The following is a 21153-nucleotide window of genomic DNA, read 5'->3' on the forward strand; positions in this document are numbered from 1 at the left end:
TACTTTGTCCTACTGACCCTCCTAGTTTGAAGAGAAGTAACGCGTGAGCGCTGTACCAAAGTCATCTTCGTCTCGTTCGGCGGTTCGATCGCCTAAGACCATGTCCATCGGTGTGGTTCTGGACCGCTTGCGGCAAGAGTTTGATGACATCACCGTCTCCAAAATTAGGTTCTTGGAAGCCGAGGGCCTGGTGTCGCCACAGCGCACCGCCTCTGGCTACCGCCGCTTTACCGAAGCGGACGTGGAGCGACTTCGCTACATTCTGATCACCCAGCGGGATAACTACCTGCCACTGAAGGTAATCCGGGAGCAGCTCGAAGCCATGGACAATGGCACCGTCACCACGATGCTGACGGCAAAGGAAGCGAGCCCGATCATCAGCCCGGAGAACTTTCGGGCACCGTCCGCCACCCGCCTCACCAATGACGATGTAGCCACTGGCGCTGGCGTGAGCGCCGAGGAAGTGGCACTGCTGGCCTCTGCTGGTTTGATCCGCCCGGACCGTTCCGGGTTCTTTACCGCAGATGACGTGCGTGTTGTGTCTACCTGCGCGGCGCTTAAGGAATTCGGCTTTGATGTTCGCCAGCTGCGGTCGCTGCGCAACACTGCTCAGCGTCAGGCCGACCTCATCGGGCAGGTCGCCGGGCCTATCGCACAATCTAAGAGCGATACTGCTCGGGAACAGGCCGCAGAACTGTCGCAGCAGATGACGGCGCTGGTCGTGTCCTTGCATGCCTCGCTGGTGAAGAGCGCGCTGCGGGATCAGCTGGGTTAGTCGCCATGAATTTCGTCGCGGTGGAGTATCACGGGGTGACCCCCATTGGTCCTGAAATGTTTCCATGTGTCTTGCTGCGGTGGGCGCAGCGGGATCGGGTGCTGCCACTGTGGGTAGCTGCCACCGCCGCGGATGAACTGGATATTCGGGATAACGGTATGCCACCACGGCGCCCGAATGCGTACGATTTGCTCGCTGAATCATACGCGGGGCGCGGGGGCGTGACAGAAATTCGGATCGTGAGCCACCATCAAGGCGTGTTTTACGCCAACATCATGCTGGACGGCGGGGAAGAAGTAGATGCCCGCGCAAGCGACGCCATTGTGCTAGCGCGCATTATTGGCGCGCCGATTGTGGTGGCTGAGGATGTGCTCACTGAGGCGTCCCTGTTCGTGGCGCCGGCGGATCTTGCCTCATACTTTGACGTTGTGATTGATTCTCCGGCTGTGGGGGAGCAGGTACCGGGGGACGAGCAAGCGGATGCCGATTTTGAAGAGCTGATGCGGAGCCTCGGCGTTTCTGAGGATGACTTGCGTGGCGAATCCTAGCGAAACTCCCGTTTTCTAATAACACTTGTGTGACTAAAGGTGACAAAGTGACAGTGTGGCCCTAAACTCTAAAGTTGAGGTTTAAGTTTAGGGCGTGTCGCGTGGTGAACACTTGACGTTGGTCTAACCTTGCTTAAAGATAAGTAGAGGAAAACTACAAGGGAGAAATTACGTGGATTACCGCAGCGACGAATTGGAAGACCGCGCAGTCCAGGGCTCACTTTTTGATGTCGGACCTGACCAGGAAGTCGGATACCGCGTCCCCATCGCCTGCCAGGTCGCAGGAATTACCTACCGCCAGCTCGATTACTGGGCCCGCACCAAACTCGTGGTCCCATCAATCCGAAGCGCGCACGGATCCGGTTCCCAGCGACTTTACTCCTTCAAGGACATCCTCGTCCTGAAAATCGTGAAGGGGCTCCTCGATACTGGTATCTCCCTGCAAAACATTCGACTGGCCGTCGAAAAGCTGCGTGACCTCGGTGTTGATGACCTCGCCAACATCACTCTCGTCTCGGATGGCACCACCGTGTATGAATGCCGCTCTAATGAAGAGGTCATCGACCTGCTCGGTGGCGGTCAGGGTGTGTTCGGTATCGCAGTGCCGGGCATCATGAAGGAACTGACCGGTACGATCTCCCAGTTCCCATCGGAGCGGATCGACGAAGAATCCGAAGTCCTCGCGGACGAGCTCGCAGCACGTCGTCGCCGTCGCAACGTCGGATAAGAACCTCCCGCATCCTCGTTTCTCCCAAGATTTAGCGTACGGATGGGATGATCCAAGCCTTGGAAATCCCATCCGTACGCTAAATTTCTAGGCGCTCCCTAAAACTGCGCGACGCTGCCGCCGTGCGCGGTGGCCCAATCACGAAGCTCGGTATCCTCCGGTCCGTCGCCCACATGCAGGATATGCAAAGTGACGGCGCTGCCGTCCAACCCACGGAGCGCCTCCGCCAGCGGCCCCACGGATCCGGCGTCGGCAGTCCCCGTGGTCACCAGCAGCACCGATACCGGCCGGGAGGTTTCCGCCGAAAAATCCTTCGCCCGCAGCAAGGCGTTGTACACCGCCGCATGCGTCTGTGGCACGCCTCCGGTGCCGAAATTAGTCAGCGCCGTGACCGCGCGGTCGCTACCGGCGCCTTCGAGGAGCGGTACATTGTCTCGCCAGCCCTTGGTCGCGCCCCGAGAAAGTGGCGACGAGTAGTTCCACACGCCAACGGCTTTGCCCTGTTCTCCGAGCTCACGGGCACGCCGCGCCAAATCGGCGACGACTGCATCATAGTGCGGCCCCATTGCTTCTGAGGTGTCCAAGACGATCAAGGTGTCGGAAGGCTCGCTGGCGGCGGCAACGGGCATTGGCGCGGAGGTTAAGGCGGCATGCAGCTTGTCGACGTCATCCCCCGAAAGCTGGGCCTGACGCTCGCTAACGAACTTCACGAACTCCGCCGCCGCCCGAGATTGCTCTTCGCTCACCTGTGGCGATGTTGTTGTTGCAAGTACCCGGATAGGCAGCTGCACTACCTGTGGCTGCAGCGGGACGGTCAGCTCATAGCCAGCTGGGGGGTTGCCGGAGGTGACGAACGCCTTGTTCTCCGCGATTGCCCGTTCCTGCGGAATCACGTGTGGGTTCGGGATATTCATCGCCTGGGCTGCTAGGGCTCCGGCGAGCTGACGTTCGGTCACAAACGCGACATCCTGCGCTGCGGTCCAATCCTCGGGGGCCGGCGTCCCACTGGGGTAGGCAATGCCGACGTCACGAAGAGCTAATGTCGGCCAGATGGAACTGGCTATGCTCTGACCAGCTTCAGCTAACGCATCCTTTGTGGTGGCGTCTGATTCCTCAGTGTAGATCAGGGAGGCGTTGCTGAGATCAGTGTTGTTAAAACCAGTGATGCAATAGTCTTGGACTTTAGGTTTGCTGTCCAAGAATTCATCCTGCATGGCACTCAGTGCTTGAGTACCATGCAGCGCTGCTGTGGAAATGCTCAGCTGACCGGCCGGGCATTCAGCCACGCCCTGGTGTTGTTCGGCCGTGCGATTACGCAGCATAAACCATGCCACCAGCAATACGATCACGACGATGACGGCAATCACGCCGTAAATCAATTCCTTGGCTATGCCGGAGTGTGATTCCGGCGAACGGTGACGGCCCATGCTCTAACTCCCGAATTCGGAACTAAAATCACTCAGTACGCCTATCAAATTTTGCCTTAAAGGCACGCCGCGTTGGGATAAGGCTCGCTGGCGTGTCACGTACTCAGCCTTGCCTTCTGCAGTTTCAATCGGAACCACGCCCAGTCCAACGCTCCGGCAATCATAGGCGGAGGCTTCCATATCTAACTGTCGAATGTCTCGGGCTAGCTCGAACGTCTCCAACCACACGTCACCTGGGACCAACGGGCCAAGTTTATAAGCCCACTTGTATAAGTCCATTCCAGCGTGCAGGCATCCTCGCTGGTCGCACTCCGGCTGGTCCTCCCGGGTGAGCACCCGGAAATTGAGCGGTCGGGCAGGCTCAGTGAAGAAGCGGAACGCGTCATAATGGGTGCAGCGAATGTGATGCGAGTCCACCACCGCCGCTGTTCCTTCCGGCCCGAGCCGCAACGGCAAAGAATGACGTGGGGTGTCCGTGCGGTACACCATCGCCCATTCGTGGAGGCCAAAACAGTCAAAGTGTGCGGGGTTCGTCTGGGTGCGTTGCAGCAGATCCAAAATATAGTTGAAAGCCGTACCTCGGCGCTGCCACAGTGCTTCACCATCGACTGTGACCGCGGGACCCTGCACGGTTTCAATCACGTGGTAATCCCGCCAGTTCACGTGGGGAGGCTCGGTGTCGTCGATAAGCAGCGCACGCCCGAAACCCGGGTGCCAGCGGGCGAGGATGGCCGGCTTGATCGGGTAGTAGTTGAACAGAAAGTCCCACACCGGGTGGGTGCGACCAGCGTTACGACGCTCGCGGTGGCCCCGCGTCAGCTCCTCGGCGCGGACCTCATGCTCCGCCAGCAAGGGATGCCACTGGCTGGGAGAAAGTAACTCAAGCACCTTTATGCGTCCAATCTCGCACGGTGCCGACGTATTCTTCAATCAGGTCCTCAAGGGTAATCAGGCCGATGAGCTTGCCGGCATCGCGGACCTGCGCCATGTGCGCGCGCCGCTTGCGCATGGTGGCTAAGGCCTGATCAAAGGTGGTGCCAACTTCCAACGTGGTGAGCGGGCGCAGACTAGCTCGCGGCAGCACCATTTCGCGCTCATGGGCGTTGTCGTCGATACGATCCAAAATATCCTTGATGTGGATGTATCCCACTGGGTTGCCGCCCTTCGCCAGCACGGGAAACCGGGAATAGCCGGTGGCATTCACCGCGTCCATGAGCGAGCCAAGCGTGGGACCGGACGCCCCGAAGGATAGGCAGCACGCTTTGTCCATCGGAATGAGTACCTCACTGATCGTGCGCGCGTCTGAGCGGAGTGCCTTCGACAAACGGGCGGATTCCTCGGCGTCCAGCAACCCTTCGGAGCGTGATTCCCGGATCATCGACGCCAACTCTTGCTGATTGACCGTAGCGTCCAGCTCATCGCGCTGCTCAATACCGAACAACTTCAATGTCAGGCGTGCCATTTCGTTCATCGCGTGCAGCAGCGGGCGGGTAAACCGCACAAACACGACGTGAGCAGGCACGAGCAGCATAGCGACGCTCTCCGGGCCGGCAATCGCGATGTTTTTCGGCACCATCTCACCGAGCAAGATGTGCAGCACCGTCACTATCAGCAACGAAATGGCAAAAGATAGTGGGTGGAGGAGTCCGTCGGGAAGCCCCGCCGCGTGGAACGGTACCTCGATCAAGTGGGCGATCGCTGGCTCACCAACCTTACCCAAAATCAGTGAGGCGATGGTGATGCCGAACTGGGCGCCGGCGAGCATCATCGACAGGTCCTCGGAGGCAGCAATCACCTGGCGGGCCCGATTCTTGCCCTGAGCGGCGAGCGCTTCGAGCCGGTCACGTCGCGACGTGATGAGGGCGAATTCGGCACCCACAAAGAATGCGTTGAGAGCGAGCAAACCAATGGTGAGCGCGATAGCGGATCCAAAACTCATCGTTGTAGCTCCTCTGCGCGTTCAATCGAAATCGGTTGGAGGGTGACGCGATCGACGCGGCGCCCATCCATCGCGGTGACCAGTGCGGTCCATCGGCCCCGGATACCAGACTCAAACTCGTTGAAAGCGTCGTTTTCGGCGTCGGGAAGCACCATCAGGTCGCCCTCCTCTGGGATGCGTCCCAGCACGCTCATGATTAGGCCACCGAGGGTTTCGTAAGAGCCTTCGGGAGGGTAGTAGCCCACGGTTTCCGGCAGGTCATCTACCCGGGCCAGCCCCGCGACCGTCCACGCAGCGCCATCACGGATGAAGTCCCGCTCGGCATCGACATCGTCGTATTCGTCGTACACCTCGCCGAGGATTTCCTCCACCACGTCCTCTATGGTGACGAGGCCCGCGGTGCCACCGTACTCGTCGGCCACCAGCACCACCTGTGAGCCTGCCGAACGCACGGCCTCCAGGACTGCGTCACCGTCCAAGCTGGCTGGGATCACTGGGATGGGGCGGGCGATGGAACGCAAAGTTACAGTAGAGCGGCGTTCGGCGGGGACTGCGAAAGCATTCTTCACGTGGACCATGCCGATGGTGTCGTCGAGGTCTCCGTCGATGATAGGGAAACGGGAGTGTCCGGTCTCGCGGGCAAGCGTCAGCAGATCTGACACCGTATCGTCCACGCTCAGTGCTTCGATCGTGGAGCGCGGAGTCATGAAATCTTCCGCGCTGGACTCACCAAACTCGAGGGAGTTCGTAACCAGGCGCGCTTTGGCCTGAGAGAACTCGCCGTGCTCGGCGGAGTTGCGGACCAAGGATTGCAGTTCTTCGGCGGACCTGGCGGAGGCGAGCTCGTCAGCGGGTTCGATGCCGAGTTTGCGCAGCACGGCGTTGGCGGTGGAGTTCAAACCGAGGATGAACCACTTGAACACGATGTTGAACACCCGCACGGGGCGGGTCGCGAATCGCGCTGCCACGATAGGCTTGGTGATAGCAAAGTTCTTGGGCACCAGCTCGCCATACACCATCGACAGCAGCGTCGCCACGATCATGGCGAGGACAAGGGCTGTGGCGGTGGAGGCGGATTGGCTCAGCCCTATCAGCTCCAGCACTGGGGTGAAATAGCGGGCGAGGATCGGCTCGGCAAGGAAACCTGTGGCCAGCGTGGTGATGGTAATGCCCAGCTGTGCGCCGGAGAGGACGAAGGATAGGTTGTTGTAATCGCGCTGAACTGCGCGTGCGAGCCCGTCGTTTTTGGTCCGAACGTGTTCTGCTACCGCGGAGCGTTCCAGGCCACTGAGTGCGAACTCAATGGCCACGAACAAACCTGTGGCGGAGGTGAGAGCGATAAAGCCCAGCAATGACGCAATGCTGATGAGTATGTCCATGAGGTGTCAGTTACGTTTGCCCCGGGGTCTAGCGATGGGTGTTTTCTTCTTCGAGCGACGGCGAGGAGGTTTGCTCGGGGTTGTGGCCTTCGGCTGGTTGTGGCCCGGTGGTGGCAGAGGTTTACCTGATGGCGTGCGGGCACCGGTGAGTCGGGTGAGCTCACCAGGGCGAGCTACCACATCGATTTCTGACGCGTTCACGCCGGCCTTATGGCACATTTTCTCCACTTCATCACGTTGCTCTTGCATTACTAACGTGACAACGGCCCCGGAAGTTCCCGCGCGGGCCGTACGCCCCGAACGGTGCAGATAGGCCTTGTGTTCTGCGGGCGGGTCCACGTGCACCACGAGCGACACGCCGGAAATATCGATGCCGCGGGCAGCGATATCGGTAGCCACCAGCACGGGAACGTCGCCGGAGGTGAACCCTTCGATGGCGGTAGTGCGGGTGGTCTGTCCTTTGTCGCCGTGGATCCCCAGCGCATTGATTCCAACCCGCCGGAGCTTCTTTACCTGCCGGTCCACACCGTGTTTGGTGCGCATGAACATGATGGTCTTACCGTCGCGAGCGGCGATGCGCAGCACGATGCCGTTGCGGGAGTCTCGGTCGCCGACCAGGAGCCGGTAGTGCGTCATGGTGTCGACGGCCGCTTCGACGGGCGCGGTGGAATGCGTGACCGGCGTGGTCAGGTACCGCTGCACAAGCTTATCGACGTCCCCGTCCAACGTCGCCGAAAACAGCAGGCGTTGCCCATCCTTGGGAGTCAGATCAAGTAGCTTGCGCACCTGGGGGAGGAACCCCATGTCTGCCATGTGGTCGGCCTCATCCAGCGCGGTGATCTGAATCGAGTCCAGAAACAGCTCCCCTTGGTTGATCAGATCCTGTGCGCGGCCCGGAGTGGCCACGAGGATATCCACCGGCGTGACCAAGGCTTGGATGTGTCTGGAGATGGCGACCCCACCGACAACATCCACGATTCGAAGTCCCATCGCCGCAGCGAGGGGATCAAGTCGATCTTTGATCTGGGCCACCAGTTCGCGGGTGGGCGCGAGGATGAGGCCACGGGGATGCCGAGGCCGCGACGCCCCGGCCTGCGCGAGACGAGCAATCATCGGCAGGCCGAAGGTGAAGGTTTTGCCGGACCCCGTTGGCCCGCGTCCCAGCACGTCCTTTCCTTGGAGCGCGTCCGGGATGGCAGCCGCTTGGATGGGGAAAGGGGTGGTGATGCCGAGCCGAGTGAGCTCGTGGACGAGGGGAACCGGCAGCTTTAAATCAGCGAAGGTAGTCAAGAAGGTTTAGGCCTCAACTTCGCTGCGGTCGCCGCTCCACAGGGTGTGGAACTTGCCCGGCTTGTCGGTGCGCTCGTAGGTGTGCGCGCCGAAGAAGTCTCGCTGGCCCTGGATCAGTGCTGCTGGGAGGCGCTGCGCGCGCAGCGAGTCATAGTAGGACAGGGAGGACGCGAACACAGGGATCGGCAGGCCGAGCTGCGTGGCCAAGATGACAACGCTACGCCAGGAATCCATCAGCCCGTCCATCTCGCCCTTGAAGTATGGGTCGAGCAGCAGGGATTCCACATCTGGGTTGGTGTCGTAGGCTTCCTTGATGCGGTTGAGGAACTTGGCGCGGATGATGCAACCACCACGCCAGATGGTGGCCAGGTCACGTGGATCCACGTTCCAGCCGTGCTCCTCGGAGCCTGCCTTGATCTCATCGAAGCCCTGGGCGTAGGCGACCAGCTTGGATGCGTAGAGGGCGCGGCGCACATCCTCAATGAACTGCGCCTTGTCCACGCCCTGTGCCTCCAGGGAGGACAGCTCGCCGGAGGGCAGGTTCCCGATGGTGGCGGCGCGCTGGGTGCGAGCACCCGACAGTGCGCGGGCGAACACGGCTTCGCCAATACCGGTGGTGGCAATGCCCAGGTCGAGGGCGGCCTTGACGGTCCAGCGGCCGGTGCCTTTTTGGCCTGCGGAATCAACGATGACGTCGATAAGCGGCGTGCCCGTCTCCGCATCCACCTGGGAGAGCACCTCAGCGGTGATCTCCACCAGGTAGGAGTCCAGGTCACCGGTGTTCCATTCCTTGAACACCTCGGCGATCTCGGCTGGGGTCATCCCGGCTGCGTAGCGCAGCAGGTGGTAGGCCTCGCCGATGACCTGCATGTCCGCGTACTCGATGCCGTTGTGCACCATCTTGACAAAGTGGCCGGCACCGTCGGGGCCGATGTGGGTGCAGCACGGGGTGCCGTCCACGACAGCTGCGATGGATTCCAGCAGCGGGCCGAGGGACTCGTAGGACTCCTTCGGGCCACCTGGCATAATGGCTGGGCCGTTGAGTGCGCCTTCCTCACCACCGGAAATACCGGCGCCGACAAAGTGCAGGCCACGTGCGGAGATTTCCTTTTCGCGGCGAACGGTGTCTGTGTAGAGGGCATTGCCGCCGTCGATGATGATGTCGCCTGGTTCCATGGCGTCGGCAAGCTGGTTGATCACGGCGTCGGTGGCGGGGCCAGCCTGAACCATGATGATCGCGCGACGCGGGCGTTCGAGGGCGGCGACGAACTCCTCAATGGTTTTGGTAGGGATGAAGCTGCCCTCATCGCCGTGCTCGTGCATGAGAACTGCGGTCTTTTCGTAGGTGCGGTTGAACAGCGCCACGGTGTGGCCACGGGAAGCAAAGTTGCGTGCCAGGTTTGAGCCCATAACGGCCAAACCGACAACACCGATGTGTGCAAGAGCATTGTTCTCAGTCATGGTTCACATCGTACCTGGTGCGTCCCGTGCAGCCGTGGTTAAGCGGTCTAAAATGCTTCGGTATGGAACTAGCTGCACTTTTTGCCCAGGCACAGAACCGGCCACTTAACGACGAAGAACTCGCACAACTCAACGCCGCTGATCGCGGATTCTCCCGGCACATCGGGGTGCGATTCACGTTCGTCAGCGCTGACCGAGTGACCGCGGAGATCCCGGTCACCCAGGAGTTGCTTCAGATCGCCGGGATTGTCAACGGTGGGGTGTACTGCAGTATCGCGGAAACGCTGGGCTCTATCGCCGGGTTCGCAGCGGCCGGGGGACGGCCGGTGGTTGGCGTGAACAACAACACCAATTTCCTGTCGGCGTGTGGTTCTGGTGTGATCGAGGCGGAGGCAATCACGATTCACGCTGGCCGCACCACCCAGGCCTTTGAGATTCGGTGTCGGCACCGCGATAAATTGCTTGCCGTCACCACGCTCCGCACGATGGTTCTTTCCAGTTAGGCTAGCTGCTATGCGTACCTGGAACGAGATCGTGGCGGCGAACCCCGAGCATTCAGAAAACTACGCCCGACGCTGGAAGAACTTCCAAGCGGAGGGCAAGGACATTGACGGTGAGGCGCGTTTCCTTGACGCCCTCGCCCCGCGCGGCGCCCGTATCCTCGACGCAGGTTGTGGCACCGGTCGCGTCGGCGGGGTGCTGGCGCAACGCGGTCATACCGTGGTGGGGGTGGACATTGATCCGGTCCTCATTGGCCATGCGCAGCAGGATTTTCCTGACCAGCAGTGGCAGGTGGGGGATCTTGCACTGGGAGAGGTGCCCGCTGGCCCTTTTGACATCATTTTCTCTGCCGGAAACGTGATGACGTTCCTGGCTCCGGCGGGTCGGCTCCCAGCGTTGCGGGCGCTCGCCGGGCAGCTCGCCGAGGATGGTCGACTGGTGATCGGTTTCGGCACGGATCGTGGCTACCACTACCGGCAGTTCTTGCAGGACTGCGCCGAGGCAGGGCTCACGGAGAGCCTATTACTGTCCACGTGGGATATGAAGCCGTTCCTGCCGAGCTCAGGGTTTATCGTCGCCGTGTTGGAGCGGGCGTAGCCACACGCCATGGTCGACGGGGCCGTGCCCCGATCCCACCTCGAGGGCATCGGCGTTACTGATGGCGTCGTGTAGCCAGCGCGTCGCCCACTCGAGGGCAGCGGGCGCGTCGGCGAGCTGCGCGTATTTGGTGGCCAGCGCGGCGCTGAGCGAACAGCCCGTGCCGTGCGTGTTGGAGGTCTGTAGCCGGGGTGTGGAGGTGTGTGAGAGGACCCCGGTGGCGTCGATAAGCCAGTTTCCGGCTTCTGCTCCGCTCAAATGCCCGCCCTTAACGACGACCATAGCCCCCGTCTCCGCGGCGAAGCGCTGCGCGGCCTGGTGTGCTGAGTCCGCGTCGGGAAGCTCAGTGCCCGTGAGAACGGCGAGCTCGGGAAGATTTGGGGTGATAATCGTCGCGCGACCTGCTAGTTCACGCAATGCCTGTTCCGCTTCGGCGTCGAGCAGGCGGTCGCCGGAGCTTGCGATCATCACCGGATCCAGGATGAGCGGGGCGTCAATGGCTGCGAACCAGTTGCTGACCGTGCGGATGATATCCGTGGTGCCGAGCATGCCGATTTTGACGGCGTCGATGGTCACGTCGTCGGAGACAGCGGCGAGTTGCTGCTGGAGAAAATCAACCGGGGGAATGTGGACGCTGCGCACCCCGTGGGTGTTTTGGGCCACCAGTGCCGTGACCACGCCCATGCCGTAGCCACCCGCGGCCAGAATGGACTTCAAGTCAGCGTGCAGTCCTGCGCCCCCGGTGGGGTCAGTACCGGCGATGGACAAGACGCGGGGGATAGGGCGGGGCATCGGTAGGTCTCCTAAAAGGTGCCCCCTAGTAGGAAACTAGGGGGCACAGGTTGGTTATTGCTCGATCAGGTTACGAGCCTTGCGCTGCTGATCAGTGACGGTCATTTGCCAGCGCTTCGGGGACAGGACGTTCAGGCCCCATGCCCACGCGGCGGTCCAGCGGTTACGGTAGCCGACCAGGAACATGATGTGGACGGCCAGCCACATGATCCAGCCGACCAGGCCGGTCGTTTCGACCTTGCCCATCTTCACCACTGCAGAGTAACGGGAGACGGTGGCCATGGAACCCTTGTCAAAGTATTCGAACTTCGGGCGTTCGCAGGTGCGGCCACCCAGCTCAAGGATGATCTGCTCGGCAGCGTACTCGCCACCCTGCATCGCAACCTGGGCGACACCGGGCAGGTTGTTGCAGTTAGCCATGTCGCCCACCAGGAAGACGTTCTTGTATTCGCCCACGGTGAGATCGTCGTTGACGATTGCGCGTCCGGCGCGGTCGCATTCGGTACCAGCCTGGTCAGCGATCTGCTTCGCCAACGGGCTGGCGGCGACGCCAGCGGACCAGATCTTGCAGAAGGAACGGATGGTCTGGACCGAATCGTCCTTCATATTCTTGACGGTGATTGCTTCCTCGGTCACGTCGGTCACGATGGAGTTGAGCATCACGGTGACGCCGATCTTTTCCAAGCGACGCTGAGCGTTGCGGCCGAGGCGTTTGCCGAATGGTGGCAGAACCTGTGGTGCGCCGTCGAGTAGGATGATCTTGGCCTGCGATGGATCGATGTTGCGGTACTGATCCTTCAGGGTGCGGTTAGCCATCTCAGCGATCTGGCCAGCAAGCTCAACACCGGTTGGGCCAGCGCCGACGATGGTGAACGTCATGTAGCGCTCGCGCAGGTGTGGATCCAACGTCATGTCGGCACGCTCGAAGGCTTCCATAAGGCGGGCGCGGATCTCCAGGGCGTCGTCAATGTTCTTCATGCCAGGGGCAAACTCAGCAAAGTGATCGTTGCCGAAGTAAGACTGGCCGGCGCCAGCAGCGACGATCAGGGAGTCATATTCAAACACCTTGGTGTTGTTACCCAGCTGGGTGGTGACGGTCTGAGCCTTGATGTCAACACCGGTGACGCGGGCCTTGACCACGTACGCGTTGTCCTGGTCTGCGAGGATCTGGCGGGTAGCCGGAGCGATCTCGCCGGAAGCAAGCAGGCCGGTCGCTACTTGGTAAAGCAGTGGCTGGAAGAGGTGGTGATTGGTGCGGTCGATGAGGGTCACATCGACGTCTGCATTCTTGAGGCGCTTAACGGCAAACAATCCGCCGAAACCGGATCCAATAACAATAACGTGGTGGCGTCCTCCGGCTGGGCGGTAAGGCTGCTCAGTCATAAAGTTTGTGCTCCTGATAGGAAAAATCCAATGGTTAGGTATTCCATCTTAAACCCTATTGGGATAACGCTCACACTACGGTTGCCTTAGCCACACTGTGGTGCGCTTTTACGTGTCGCTGATCACTGTGCGCGCTGTCGAACATTAAGCTGGGGAAGCATCCGATGCTGAGCACAGAATCGAGGTGGCGAGAACCCGGATGGCTACATACACTCCTGAACACCTTGCCAATGTGGATGAGCAAACCTGGTCTGCGCTGGTGAATGTCACCGAGCCGGGGCCGATTAGCAATTTCCGGGCTCGCCGTGCTGAGCAGCGTTTCGCTGCTGCCTGTGCCAAGGCCGGCCTCGAGGTGGAGGGAGATAGCCCGGATCTGGTAGTGGTGCACGACGAGTTGTTTGTTCGCCTGGCTGAGTCTGGCTGGTTGGGGCTCGCAGAATCCTTTATGGCCGGGGAATGGACGGCCCCCGATCTAACGAAAGTGCTTGAGAAACTGTTGGGGGTAGGCTACGCCCCGCGGAGGGAGCGCCTGGCGAAGAAAGCCCCGAGTCGCGGGACAGGCCAAGAACTTCCCGCTGATCTCGTGCAGCTGACCTCAGAGGACGGCGTGTCCCTGTGCGGTGGATTGTTCGCCTCCGGAGTTCCCACCACCGTGCGGAAAGCCACCAAAAGCTTCGTGCCTGGCGCCGGGCGAGGCAAAGAGCCGGCCTCTCACTTTGTGGACGTGACGTATGTGTCAGCCCCAATTGACGTGGAGCGCGCCGATTTCCCTGCCGCACAGGAGCGCGTGATGGCGAGCCTGCTGGATGCAGCTGTGGTGGACCAGGGTGCTGACGTGCTCGAATACCCTAGCTCCGGTGGGGCGCTCGCGATGCAGGCGTCGGCGCGGGGTGCCACGGTGGACGTGCTGACCTCTGACCCGGATCATCGCGTGGCCCTGGACGAATTCATTACTCTTAACGGAGCAACCAACCAGGTGCATCCCTACACGTTGCCGGCGGCGTTTCCCTCCCGGGAGGATTGGCGCGGCCGATATGACTGCATTTTGTCTCTGGAAAAACTGGAGCACATGGGCAAGGATGGTCGGCTTTCGTACCTCAAAGCACTCGACCGGATGCTGACAGTGGGCGGCTTCATCGGGATGCAAACCGTGGTGGCCACCGATGTGTTTGGCCCTAACTCGCGGTCGGCCCTGGCAGTGCTGCAGGGCTACCTGTGGCCAGCACTGCGCTTCTCGACGCCCGAGGAGCTTCATCAACTCGTCGATAAAGAAACCGGGCTGCGTATCATCGGGCAAAAGCACTTCGGTGAGCACTACCGGGAGTCGTTGCGCATTCAGCGGGAAGTTTTCGAAAGTAATCTGCGCGAGGCCGCGGCCGCGGGCTATGACTCCGTGTTCCGCCGACTGTGGATCTACCAGTTTGCGCTCCTGGAAGCGCTGTTTAACCTGGGGTGTTTGGACGCGGTCCAATTCACGCTGACCACGAGGAACAGGTCGGGGCGTCGTTAAGCCTGCGCTACAGCAGCACCCAACCGGCGAGCGCCGCACCCACGGCGATGGCCCACGGTGGCACGCCCCATTTCGCCATGCCCAGCCAGCACGTTGCGACGATACCGAGGCTAGCGATGCCGGTGACCCCGTGCGTGAAGACCGGCTGGTAGAGAGCGGCGGCAAGCAACCCGACCACGGCCGCATTAGCGCCGGAGAACGCTTTACGCACCCGCAGCGGGTGGGAAAGCCGATCCCAGTAGTGCAACCCGAACAGCACTAACAACGCGGACGGGGCGAAGATCGCGACGGTAGCGATGAACGCGCCGAGCAGTCCCGCGTCCGCAGCACCGAGGAAGGACGCGAAGGTAAACAACGGGCCCGGAACTGCCTGGGCGGCAGAATAACCGGCCAAAAACTCGGTGTGCGTTACCCACCCTGGGGCGACAGTGTGCTGCTCGAGCAGCGGCATCACCACGTGCCCGCCACCGAAAACGAGCGCGCCAGAACTGACATACGCGTTCACCATCTCCAGGAAGTGATTGCCGGTTGTCCGTGCCAGCACAGGAAGCGCAACGATTGCAACGATAAGAACAGTGAGAGCAGCAATCGCCACCGACTGCGGAACCGTCGCAGTGTGAGCAGCCGCGGTAGGTTCGCTCGCCGAGCAGAACGCCATCCCCGCCAAGGCAGCCACGAAAATCACGAGGAGATGCGTCCACGGACCGGGCAGCGCCAACACCGTGATCCCGGACAACACGGCGATGGTGGCAGTGACCTTTGTTGCTGCCAGGTTCTTCGCCATCCCAGCAACCGCGTGGAACACCACCGCCACGGCTGCGGCCAGTCGCTCCGCGAGCCAACCGGCCTGCGGATCCACCCACGCGGAGTTCTTCACCAACAGCGCGAACGCGGTGAGGGTGGCCGCAGAGGGGAGGGTGAAGGCCAGCCACGCCATGAGCACTCCCAGGTAACCGGCGCGCCGAAACCCAATCACCATGCCCACCTGGGAGGAAGCGGGGCCGGGGAGGAATTGGCAGAGCGCCACGGTATTTGCGTAGTCGGCCTCATCGAGCCACCGGCGCCGATCGACGAATGCGGTTTTGAAATAACCGAGATGGGCGGTGGGGCCACCAAAAGAAGTAAGCCCCAGCGCCGTAAACACCTTGAGAACTTCCCAAGCGGAGCCACGGGACGAAGAGACAGTCGTAGTGGCTTAGTTTAGGGCGGATGGGGCTGGGTTGCTTGCTAACAGTTAGATAGCCGTGAGATCGTGGTCCTTCGTTTCCTTCATAGCGAAGATCGCGATGAGGGAGATCATGCACACGACGATCAGGTAGATCCCCACCGACGCGACACCGTGGTGTTTGACCAGCCACGTTGCTACGAACGGTGCGATCGCGGCACCGAGGATGGAGGACACGTTGTAGGCGATACCGGAACCGGTGTACCGAACGTTGGTCGGGTAGAGTTCCGGCAGCACGGCCGACATTGGCCCGAAGATCAGACCCATGATGAACATGCCCAAGGTGAGGAACATCAGGACGCTACCCTCGGTGGCGGAGGACGGTGCGAGGAACACTGGGAAGGTGAACCCGAACCCAACCATGATGAAGGACACCACGATCAGGGTGCGGCGGCGACCGAACCGGTCGGCGAGCCATCCGGCCAGCGGAATGCCCACGATGAACGCGAAGATGGAGATGATCTGCAGCTTCAGGAAGTGGATGTAAGGGATCCCGAGGCCCACGCCGAGTTCCTTCTTACCAATGCCGTAGGACAGGATCCAGGTGGTAACCAGGTAGAACATGGTGTAGCAGGACACCATGACAAAGGTGCCGATGATCAGTGGCTTCCAGGATGTCTTGAACACCTCACCCAGTGGGGTCTTGACTTTCTTGCCTTTGTTCAGGGCGTCGGTAAACACTGGGGTTTCTTCCAACTTGAAGCGCACGTACAGTCCGACCAGCACCATTACTGCGGAGAGCAGGAATGGGATACGCCAGCCCCATTCCATGAAGGCGCCTTCGGTGCTGCCGTTGGTGTGACCGAGGAACGTGACCAGGATCAGGAACAGTCCGTTGGCAGTGAGGAATCCGAATGGCGCGCCGAGCTGTGGCCACATTGCGGCCCAGGCACGCTTACCCTTTTCGGCGGTTTCAGTAGCCAGCAGCGCAGCGCCCGACCATTCGCCGCCCAAGCCAAGGCCTTGGCCGAAACGCATCAGGGCGAGCATCGCTGGCGCGGCCACTCCCGCCTGGGCGTAGGTGGGGAGCAAACCGATGATGAAGGTAGCAATACCCATGGTCAGCAGGGAGCCGACGAGTGTTGCCTTGCGACCGATGCGGTCACCGAAATGGCCGAAGACGACGGAGCCCAAGGGGCGGGCGACGAAGGCGAGGCCGAAGGTGGCGAAGGACGCAAGCAGGCCGATAGTGGGGTCCTCGTTCTTGGGGAAGAACAAGAAGGGAAACACGGCCACTGCGGCGGTGGCGTAGGCATAAAAGTCGTAGAACTCAATGGTGGTGCCCACTGTGGACGCAATGATGATTCGGCGCTTAGTTTTTTTGTCGAGCTTGGCGCCCGGTACTTGTGTCGCAGTGTGCGTAGAGGTTGTCGCTTGGGTCATAAACACCACCTTGTGTGAAGCTAGTCGGAATAGGGTTTCTCGAGACTAACACAAAAATCTCACACAATGGAAAGAAATTCCCAACCTGTAGAACAATTTGGTGTTGGTAACCGTTGGCGTGTCGTATAGTAGGCGTATGACCAGTATTCCGTGGCATGAGTGCGATGTCTATAGTTGGCGGGAAAAAGTTGCACTGACCAGTGCAGAAACCGGCATAGTGGCGTGCCTGCAGCGAATCGATGAACTCAACCCCACCCTCAACGCACTTTCATTTGTGTTACGAGACGAGGCGCTCGCGCGGGCGCGCCAGTTGGATAAAACTCCGCCGAGCGGTCGGGGAGTGCTCCACGGGGTGCCTATTGTGATTAAGGACGAGATGCCGGTCGCGGAGGTTCCCACCACTTTCGGCACGGCGACGCAAACCACTCGCGACCCCGGCAATGCGTGGGCGGTGCAGCGCCTTCTCGACGCCGGAGCCATCATCGTCGGGAAATCCAGAATGCCGGAGTTTGGCTGCTGGGCCTTCACGGAGACCGAATCGAAGGGGATAGTCCGCAACCCACACGATCTTTCCCGCACCACTGGCGGCTCCTCTGGTGGTACTGCCGCAGCAGTCGCATCCGGGATGGTGCCCGCAGGTATGGCCGGCGACGGTGGTGGATCAATCCGTATTCCAGCAGCGCAATGCGGCTTATTCGGGTTGAAGCCACAGCGCGGACGCGTCTCACTGGCGCCTTTTCCTGACCTCTGGCACGCACTGGGGACCGTCGGCCCGCTGACGCGCACCGTGCGAGATAGTGCACTGCTTTACGACGTCATTTCCGGCACGGCCGACACGGATTCCTGGCATGCAGAGCCGATTGGCTCCTTGGTTGACGCCTGCTTGCGCGAGCTTTCCGGTTTACGGATAGGCGTGGTGCAGCGGGCCTTTTCCAATGGCCGGAAAGCTTGCAAAGAACATCGAGATGAGGTTGCTCGGGTTGCTGAGCTGTTGCGTGCGCAGGGGCACGAGGTCTCCGACGCGACGGTACGATTTCCGAACCCGACATTGCCTTTTCTGATCCAATTCTTCACCGGCCCACTAGCTGAGTATGAGCTGCTGAAAGATACGTCACTGCTCGAATCTCGCTCGCAAGCAGTGGTGCGGGTTGGCAAGCTGATCCCAGCAAGTGCCATCGAGTGGGCGAAGCGGCGGTCGCTCGCCATAGGAAAGGCTGTCGATGAGGTATTTGAGGACTATGACGTCCTGCTATCTCCGACTCTGGGGAAGCGGCCAGCCCGGATTCCAGCGCTTCGGGGTAAGGGAATGATTGGGGCGATGGTGGCTTCGGCGTCCTCCGTCGGGTTTACCGCCTTTACCAACATTTCTGGGCAGCCAGCTGCGCATGTGACCACAGGTTGGGCGGGGGATGGACTGCCTATCGGGGTGCAGCTCATTGGACCTTCGAATGGGGAAGAGGTTCTGGTGTCCGTGGCCGAATGGTTAACGAACTCCGTGTAGTAGGTGCCATATCTCAAAGGCGGGGTCGGTTAATTCCTGCTGGTGGTAGAAGGTTTCTGTTGATATACCCCAAAACTACAACTTAAAGTTAACTTTAAGTCAAGAGGTTGTGGAGAATGCGATGGAGCTTTCTGTTGGTGAAGTAGCAGCACGCGCCGGTGTGGCACCTTCCGCTGTCCGGTTTTATGAATCAAAAGGGTTGATCGCGAGTCATCGAAACGTTGGAAATCAACGGCGATTCAAGCGAAGTGTCCTGCGGCGGGTTGCCTTCATAAAAGTGGGGCAAAAAGTGGGGCTGAGCCTCGACGACATAGCTCAAGCTTTGGGTGAGCTGCCACACGGTGAAGCGGTGCCAACCAAAGCCGATTGGCAGCGACTCAGTGAATCGTGGCGTCCGCGGATGGATCTTCAAATCGAACGTCTGAAGCGCTTGCGAGACAACCTTGATAGCTGCATCGGTTGTGGCTGCCTCAGCTTGGAAAGTTGTTCGCTTTATAACCCGGAGGACCGGTTGTGGCATGTGGGAACTGGGGGCTGTGAAACTCGAACCCCTCAGTGATGGGAATTAACCTCCACGGCCACGTCAAGGTTCTGGGCTAGGGCGTCGTGAAGCATGCTCAGTGTTGCGTGTGGGGCGTGACACGAACCGTCGTGCCAATCGCCCCAGACATTGTCTACGTGTTGGCCGAGGAAACCCCATACGAGCCAACGCCGTTCCATGTGTGCGACGTGATTGAGGAGCTCGGCGGCTGACCAGCCACTCGGTGTTAGTGGAACGTGAATGCTGGGCTGCTCGGATGCTCGCTCAAGCAGGCTGGCGTGAAAATACTTCAGGTATCCAAGTAGATGCTGGGAGACTGACTACACGGCGCCGGATGGAGGGTAGGGCTGTGGGCTGGTCATGGAACCAGTGTACCGATGCCCTATTTGACATAATGTACATTATCGGACAGTTATTTGTTTTTGTAGGCCGTACGTAGTTGAAACGCTGTCAGAACAAACAAGATCAGCGTGATCCCGGCTACGAGCGGCATCTGCTGCGTCATGACGAAGATAAAGAACGCGAGCAACGCCACCAGCCGGAACCACAGCCACGGGATGAGCTTCTCTGTGGGCATTTACTTCTCCAGCGCGATGCGGATGTTCAGGTGCCCTTCGGTATCAATCTTCGCTGCCACGAAGTCTGGCGTCTCCACGCCGTAATCCAACCGGTTGATTGGGATGTTCGCTCCCACGACCATGTTGTCGCCAGTGCGCAGCACTTCCATCTCAGCCTGGATGTGCTTAGACACGCCGTGGATGGTGAGGGTTCCCGGCACGGTCACTTTGCCGATGGTCCCGTTGTCTGGCACTGACGACACGTCAATTCCCGCGCCTTCATCGACTGCGAAGGTTGCCGTTGGGAACTGGTCCGTCTCAAGCAACTTCATGCGCACGTTGATATCGCGCTTTTCTCGGTCGGTGTGAATGGTCGTCATATCGACCGTAATTTTCGCCGCATTGAGCTTCCCCTGTGCGATAGTTACGTCACCCGTGACGTTATTAGTGCTACCCGAGGTAGCACGACGTTCGCCAGGAAGGATCTCCCAAAATGTGTAACCGACGGATGTCGGGTTACCAGGAGCCGCTTTGACTACGTGCCACGCACCGTTGAAATCAGTGGAAGCATTCTTCGCGCCCTCGACTTGGATGCCTTCAGTTTTCACACCGGGCGTCATGTAAGCCTTGTACGCAACCGGAACCACGCTGGCGAGTGCGACGACAATAATCGCCACGACCATACCGATGATCAGTTTCTTGTTGTACGTCTGTTGCATGGAGGAATTGACCTAACGTAGTTTCTCGATGGACCGAGCAAGCTCGACTAAATCTTCGCACAGCTGCCGGATTTCTTCTCCATCAGCTCCCTCTGACGCGGCCGTCGCAACGTCCTCTGCAGCGCAACGCAGCTCAAACAATGAATCCTTGAGCCGAGAAGCTTTCTCCGGCCGCAGAATCACAGCCTCGGCGGGAATAGCCGTACCCGCAACATTGTTGCGTTGTTCGTAGGCGCGTTGTCGGCAGGAATGACTGCAGTATTTTTTCGGTCGACCTCGACCCGAAACCTCAATCGGTGTGCCACACCAGGCACACGTCGTGGGCTGTGGGGTCTCTGCATACGAGGGTGACGAAGCAGAATACGGTTTCACGTGCTAAACCATAGTCGATTCGTCCTCGCCTTTGCTAAACCCCACGTGCAAGCCACACCCTAAAACCGCTATAATGGCGAAATATTGCCCGGAAGTCACCTTTTCGTGGGTGTATCACTAGCTAAGGACTGAATTTACATGGCAGATCGCGTACTTCGTGGCAGCCGCATGGGCGCTGTTTCCTACGAAACGGACCGAGACCACGATCTCGCGCCACGTCAAATGGTCAAGTACAAGACGGACACCGGTGAGGTGTACGAGGTCCCATTCGCCGACGACGCTGAAATCCCAAGCACCTGGCTGTGCAAAAACGGCCAGGTAGGCGTGCTGATGGAAGGCGAAGGCCAGGAAGCGAAAGAGGTCAAGCCACCTCGTACCCACTGGGACATGCTGCGCGAGCGTCGCTCCATCGAAGAGTTGGACGTGCTCCTGGAAGAGCGCATCGAGTTGTTGCGCAAGCGCCGTCGTAACGCTGCCCGCCTGCTCAAGCAGCAGCAGGAGGAAGCCGCACAACAAGGCTAGAAAG

At 60.1% G+C, this 21153-nt stretch carries 21 protein-coding genes and 1 pseudogene; 9 read left to right on the forward strand and 13 right to left on the reverse strand.

The window, feature by feature from the left end; all coding sequences use genetic code 11:
- Positions 1-43: 43 nt before the first annotated feature.
- From ftsR to ACZ6ZO_RS00090, 3 genes are all read left to right on the forward strand, one after another.
- Entirely contained in the window at positions 44-775 is a 732-nt protein-coding gene (gene ftsR, locus ACZ6ZO_RS00080) for a transcriptional regulator FtsR (protein ID WP_232843281.1), read from the forward strand.
- A 5-nt stretch (positions 776-780) separates the two neighbouring features.
- Positions 781-1323, forward strand: coding sequence for a bifunctional nuclease family protein (locus ACZ6ZO_RS00085; protein ID WP_182386071.1), 543 nt, complete (start codon positions 781-783; stop codon positions 1321-1323).
- 172 nt (positions 1324-1495) lie between these two features.
- A complete protein-coding gene (locus ACZ6ZO_RS00090) occupies positions 1496-2050 on the forward strand; it encodes a MerR family transcriptional regulator (RefSeq protein ID WP_465289696.1) in 555 nt (184 codons plus the stop codon).
- 98 nt (positions 2051-2148) lie between these two features.
- Here ACZ6ZO_RS00090 and ACZ6ZO_RS00095 read toward each other — a convergent pair whose 3' ends face one another.
- Genes ACZ6ZO_RS00095 through gndA form a run of 6 tightly spaced genes read right to left on the reverse strand, consistent with a single transcriptional unit; the run spans position 2149 to position 9546 of the window.
- The gene (locus tag ACZ6ZO_RS00095) at positions 2149-3477 is read right to left on the reverse strand and encodes a vWA domain-containing protein (protein WP_465289698.1); all 1329 of its coding nucleotides are present in this window, start codon (positions 3475-3477) and stop codon (positions 2149-2151) included.
- Positions 3478-3480: 3 nt separating this feature from the next.
- On the reverse strand, positions 3481-4365 hold the full coding sequence (locus ACZ6ZO_RS00100) for a 3-methyladenine DNA glycosylase (RefSeq protein WP_465289700.1): 885 nt from the start codon (positions 4363-4365) through the stop codon (positions 3481-3483).
- Positions 4358-5416: a hemolysin family protein gene (locus ACZ6ZO_RS00105; RefSeq protein WP_465289702.1), complete on the reverse strand. Its 1059-nt coding sequence runs from the start codon at positions 5414-5416 to the stop codon at positions 4358-4360. Before ACZ6ZO_RS00105 ends, ACZ6ZO_RS00100 begins: the two co-directional genes overlap by 8 nt.
- The gene (locus tag ACZ6ZO_RS00110; RefSeq protein ID WP_465289704.1) at positions 5413-6795 is read right to left on the reverse strand and encodes a hemolysin family protein; all 1383 of its coding nucleotides are present in this window, start codon (positions 6793-6795) and stop codon (positions 5413-5415) included. The genes ACZ6ZO_RS00105 and ACZ6ZO_RS00110 overlap by 4 nt, the downstream gene beginning before the upstream one ends.
- A gap of 6 nt (positions 6796-6801) precedes the next feature.
- Positions 6802-8085: a DEAD/DEAH box helicase gene (locus ACZ6ZO_RS00115; protein WP_465289706.1), complete on the reverse strand. Its 1284-nt coding sequence runs from the start codon at positions 8083-8085 to the stop codon at positions 6802-6804.
- Between the two features lie 6 nt (positions 8086-8091).
- Positions 8092-9546 (reverse strand): NADP-dependent phosphogluconate dehydrogenase, encoded by a 1455-nt coding sequence (gndA, locus tag ACZ6ZO_RS00120; RefSeq protein ID WP_465289708.1) that lies wholly within the window; start codon positions 9544-9546, stop codon positions 8092-8094.
- 62 nt (positions 9547-9608) lie between these two features.
- Between gndA and ACZ6ZO_RS00125 the strand changes: the two genes are divergently transcribed.
- Positions 9609-10049 (forward strand): PaaI family thioesterase, encoded by a 441-nt coding sequence (locus tag ACZ6ZO_RS00125; protein ID WP_465289710.1) that lies wholly within the window; start codon positions 9609-9611, stop codon positions 10047-10049.
- Between the two features lie 10 nt (positions 10050-10059).
- Entirely contained in the window at positions 10060-10644 is a 585-nt protein-coding gene (locus ACZ6ZO_RS00130; protein WP_182386081.1) for a class I SAM-dependent methyltransferase, read from the forward strand.
- Here ACZ6ZO_RS00130 and thiD read toward each other — a convergent pair.
- Entirely contained in the window at positions 10609-11436 is an 828-nt protein-coding gene (thiD, locus tag ACZ6ZO_RS00135; protein WP_465289712.1) for a bifunctional hydroxymethylpyrimidine kinase/phosphomethylpyrimidine kinase, read from the reverse strand. The genes ACZ6ZO_RS00130 and thiD overlap by 36 nt on opposite strands.
- 54 nt (positions 11437-11490) lie before the next feature.
- A complete protein-coding gene (locus ACZ6ZO_RS00140; protein ID WP_465289714.1) occupies positions 11491-12819 on the reverse strand; it encodes an NAD(P)/FAD-dependent oxidoreductase in 1329 nt (442 codons plus the stop codon).
- A 199-nt stretch (positions 12820-13018) separates the two neighbouring features.
- On the opposite strand from ACZ6ZO_RS00140, the gene ACZ6ZO_RS00145 reads away from it, so the two are divergent.
- Entirely contained in the window at positions 13019-14329 is a 1311-nt protein-coding gene (locus tag ACZ6ZO_RS00145) for a class I SAM-dependent methyltransferase (RefSeq protein WP_465289716.1), read from the forward strand.
- 7 nt (positions 14330-14336) lie between these two features.
- Here ACZ6ZO_RS00145 and chrA read toward each other — a convergent pair.
- Together chrA and ACZ6ZO_RS00155 are read right to left on the reverse strand one after the other, a co-directional pair.
- Positions 14337-15485: pseudogene (gene chrA, locus ACZ6ZO_RS00150) on the reverse strand (chromate efflux transporter); the annotation flags it as partial.
- A gap of 78 nt (positions 15486-15563) precedes the next feature.
- The gene (locus ACZ6ZO_RS00155; RefSeq protein WP_465289718.1) at positions 15564-16937 is read right to left on the reverse strand and encodes an MFS transporter; all 1374 of its coding nucleotides are present in this window, start codon (positions 16935-16937) and stop codon (positions 15564-15566) included.
- A gap of 136 nt (positions 16938-17073) precedes the next feature.
- On the opposite strand from ACZ6ZO_RS00155, the gene ACZ6ZO_RS00160 reads away from it, so the two are divergent.
- Together ACZ6ZO_RS00160 and soxR are read left to right on the forward strand one after the other, a co-directional pair.
- Entirely contained in the window at positions 17074-18438 is a 1365-nt protein-coding gene (locus tag ACZ6ZO_RS00160) for an amidase (RefSeq protein WP_465289720.1), read from the forward strand.
- A 121-nt stretch (positions 18439-18559) separates the two neighbouring features.
- Positions 18560-18997, forward strand: coding sequence for a redox-sensitive transcriptional activator SoxR (gene soxR, locus ACZ6ZO_RS00165; protein WP_182387202.1), 438 nt, complete (start codon positions 18560-18562; stop codon positions 18995-18997).
- 394 nt (positions 18998-19391) lie between these two features.
- Here soxR and ACZ6ZO_RS00170 read toward each other — a convergent pair whose 3' ends face one another.
- From ACZ6ZO_RS00170 to ACZ6ZO_RS00180, 3 genes are read right to left on the reverse strand one after another with little or no spacing between them, the layout of a single operon-like run.
- On the reverse strand, positions 19392-19556 hold the full coding sequence (locus ACZ6ZO_RS00170) for a hypothetical protein (protein ID WP_182386088.1): 165 nt from the start codon (positions 19554-19556) through the stop codon (positions 19392-19394).
- The gene (locus ACZ6ZO_RS00175) at positions 19557-20255 is read right to left on the reverse strand and encodes a YceI family protein (RefSeq protein ID WP_182386089.1); all 699 of its coding nucleotides are present in this window, start codon (positions 20253-20255) and stop codon (positions 19557-19559) included. It abuts the gene before it with no gap.
- A gap of 12 nt (positions 20256-20267) precedes the next feature.
- Positions 20268-20627 (reverse strand): hypothetical protein, encoded by a 360-nt coding sequence (locus ACZ6ZO_RS00180; RefSeq protein WP_182386090.1) that lies wholly within the window; start codon positions 20625-20627, stop codon positions 20268-20270.
- 138 nt (positions 20628-20765) lie between these two features.
- Between ACZ6ZO_RS00180 and ACZ6ZO_RS00185 the strand changes: the two genes are divergently transcribed.
- Positions 20766-21149 (forward strand): RNA polymerase-binding protein RbpA, encoded by a 384-nt coding sequence (locus ACZ6ZO_RS00185; RefSeq protein WP_182386091.1) that lies wholly within the window; start codon positions 20766-20768, stop codon positions 21147-21149.
- Positions 21150-21153: the final 4 nt, after the last annotated feature.

Source organism: Corynebacterium sp. NPDC104732 (assembly GCF_055583565.1).

Coding starts and splice junctions, on each gene's coding strand:
- ACZ6ZO_RS00085 (WP_182386071.1), top strand. CDS start 781: ATGAATTTCGTCGCGGTGGAGTATCACGGGGTGACCCCCATTGGTCCT.
- ACZ6ZO_RS00095 (WP_465289698.1), bottom strand. CDS start 3,477: ATGGGCCGTCACCGTTCGCCGGAATCACACTCCGGCATAGCCAAGGAA.
- ACZ6ZO_RS00105 (WP_465289702.1), bottom strand. CDS start 5,416: ATGAGTTTTGGATCCGCTATCGCGCTCACCATTGGTTTGCTCGCTCTC.
- ACZ6ZO_RS00110 (WP_465289704.1), bottom strand. CDS start 6,795: ATGGACATACTCATCAGCATTGCGTCATTGCTGGGCTTTATCGCTCTC.
- gndA (WP_465289708.1), bottom strand. CDS start 9,546: ATGACTGAGAACAATGCTCTTGCACACATCGGTGTTGTCGGTTTGGCC.
- ACZ6ZO_RS00125 (WP_465289710.1), top strand. CDS start 9,609: ATGGAACTAGCTGCACTTTTTGCCCAGGCACAGAACCGGCCACTTAAC.
- ACZ6ZO_RS00130 (WP_182386081.1), top strand. CDS start 10,060: ATGCGTACCTGGAACGAGATCGTGGCGGCGAACCCCGAGCATTCAGAA.
- thiD (WP_465289712.1), bottom strand. CDS start 11,436: ATGCCCCGCCCTATCCCCCGCGTCTTGTCCATCGCCGGTACTGACCCC.
- ACZ6ZO_RS00140 (WP_465289714.1), bottom strand. CDS start 12,819: ATGACTGAGCAGCCTTACCGCCCAGCCGGAGGACGCCACCACGTTATT.
- ACZ6ZO_RS00145 (WP_465289716.1), top strand. CDS start 13,019: ATGGCTACATACACTCCTGAACACCTTGCCAATGTGGATGAGCAAACC.
- ACZ6ZO_RS00155 (WP_465289718.1), bottom strand. CDS start 16,937: ATGACCCAAGCGACAACCTCTACGCACACTGCGACACAAGTACCGGGC.
- ACZ6ZO_RS00160 (WP_465289720.1), top strand. CDS start 17,074: ATGACCAGTATTCCGTGGCATGAGTGCGATGTCTATAGTTGGCGGGAA.
- soxR (WP_182387202.1), top strand. CDS start 18,560: ATGGAGCTTTCTGTTGGTGAAGTAGCAGCACGCGCCGGTGTGGCACCT.
- ACZ6ZO_RS00170 (WP_182386088.1), bottom strand. CDS start 19,556: ATGCCCACAGAGAAGCTCATCCCGTGGCTGTGGTTCCGGCTGGTGGCG.
- ACZ6ZO_RS00175 (WP_182386089.1), bottom strand. CDS start 20,255: ATGCAACAGACGTACAACAAGAAACTGATCATCGGTATGGTCGTGGCG.
- ACZ6ZO_RS00185 (WP_182386091.1), top strand. CDS start 20,766: ATGGCAGATCGCGTACTTCGTGGCAGCCGCATGGGCGCTGTTTCCTAC.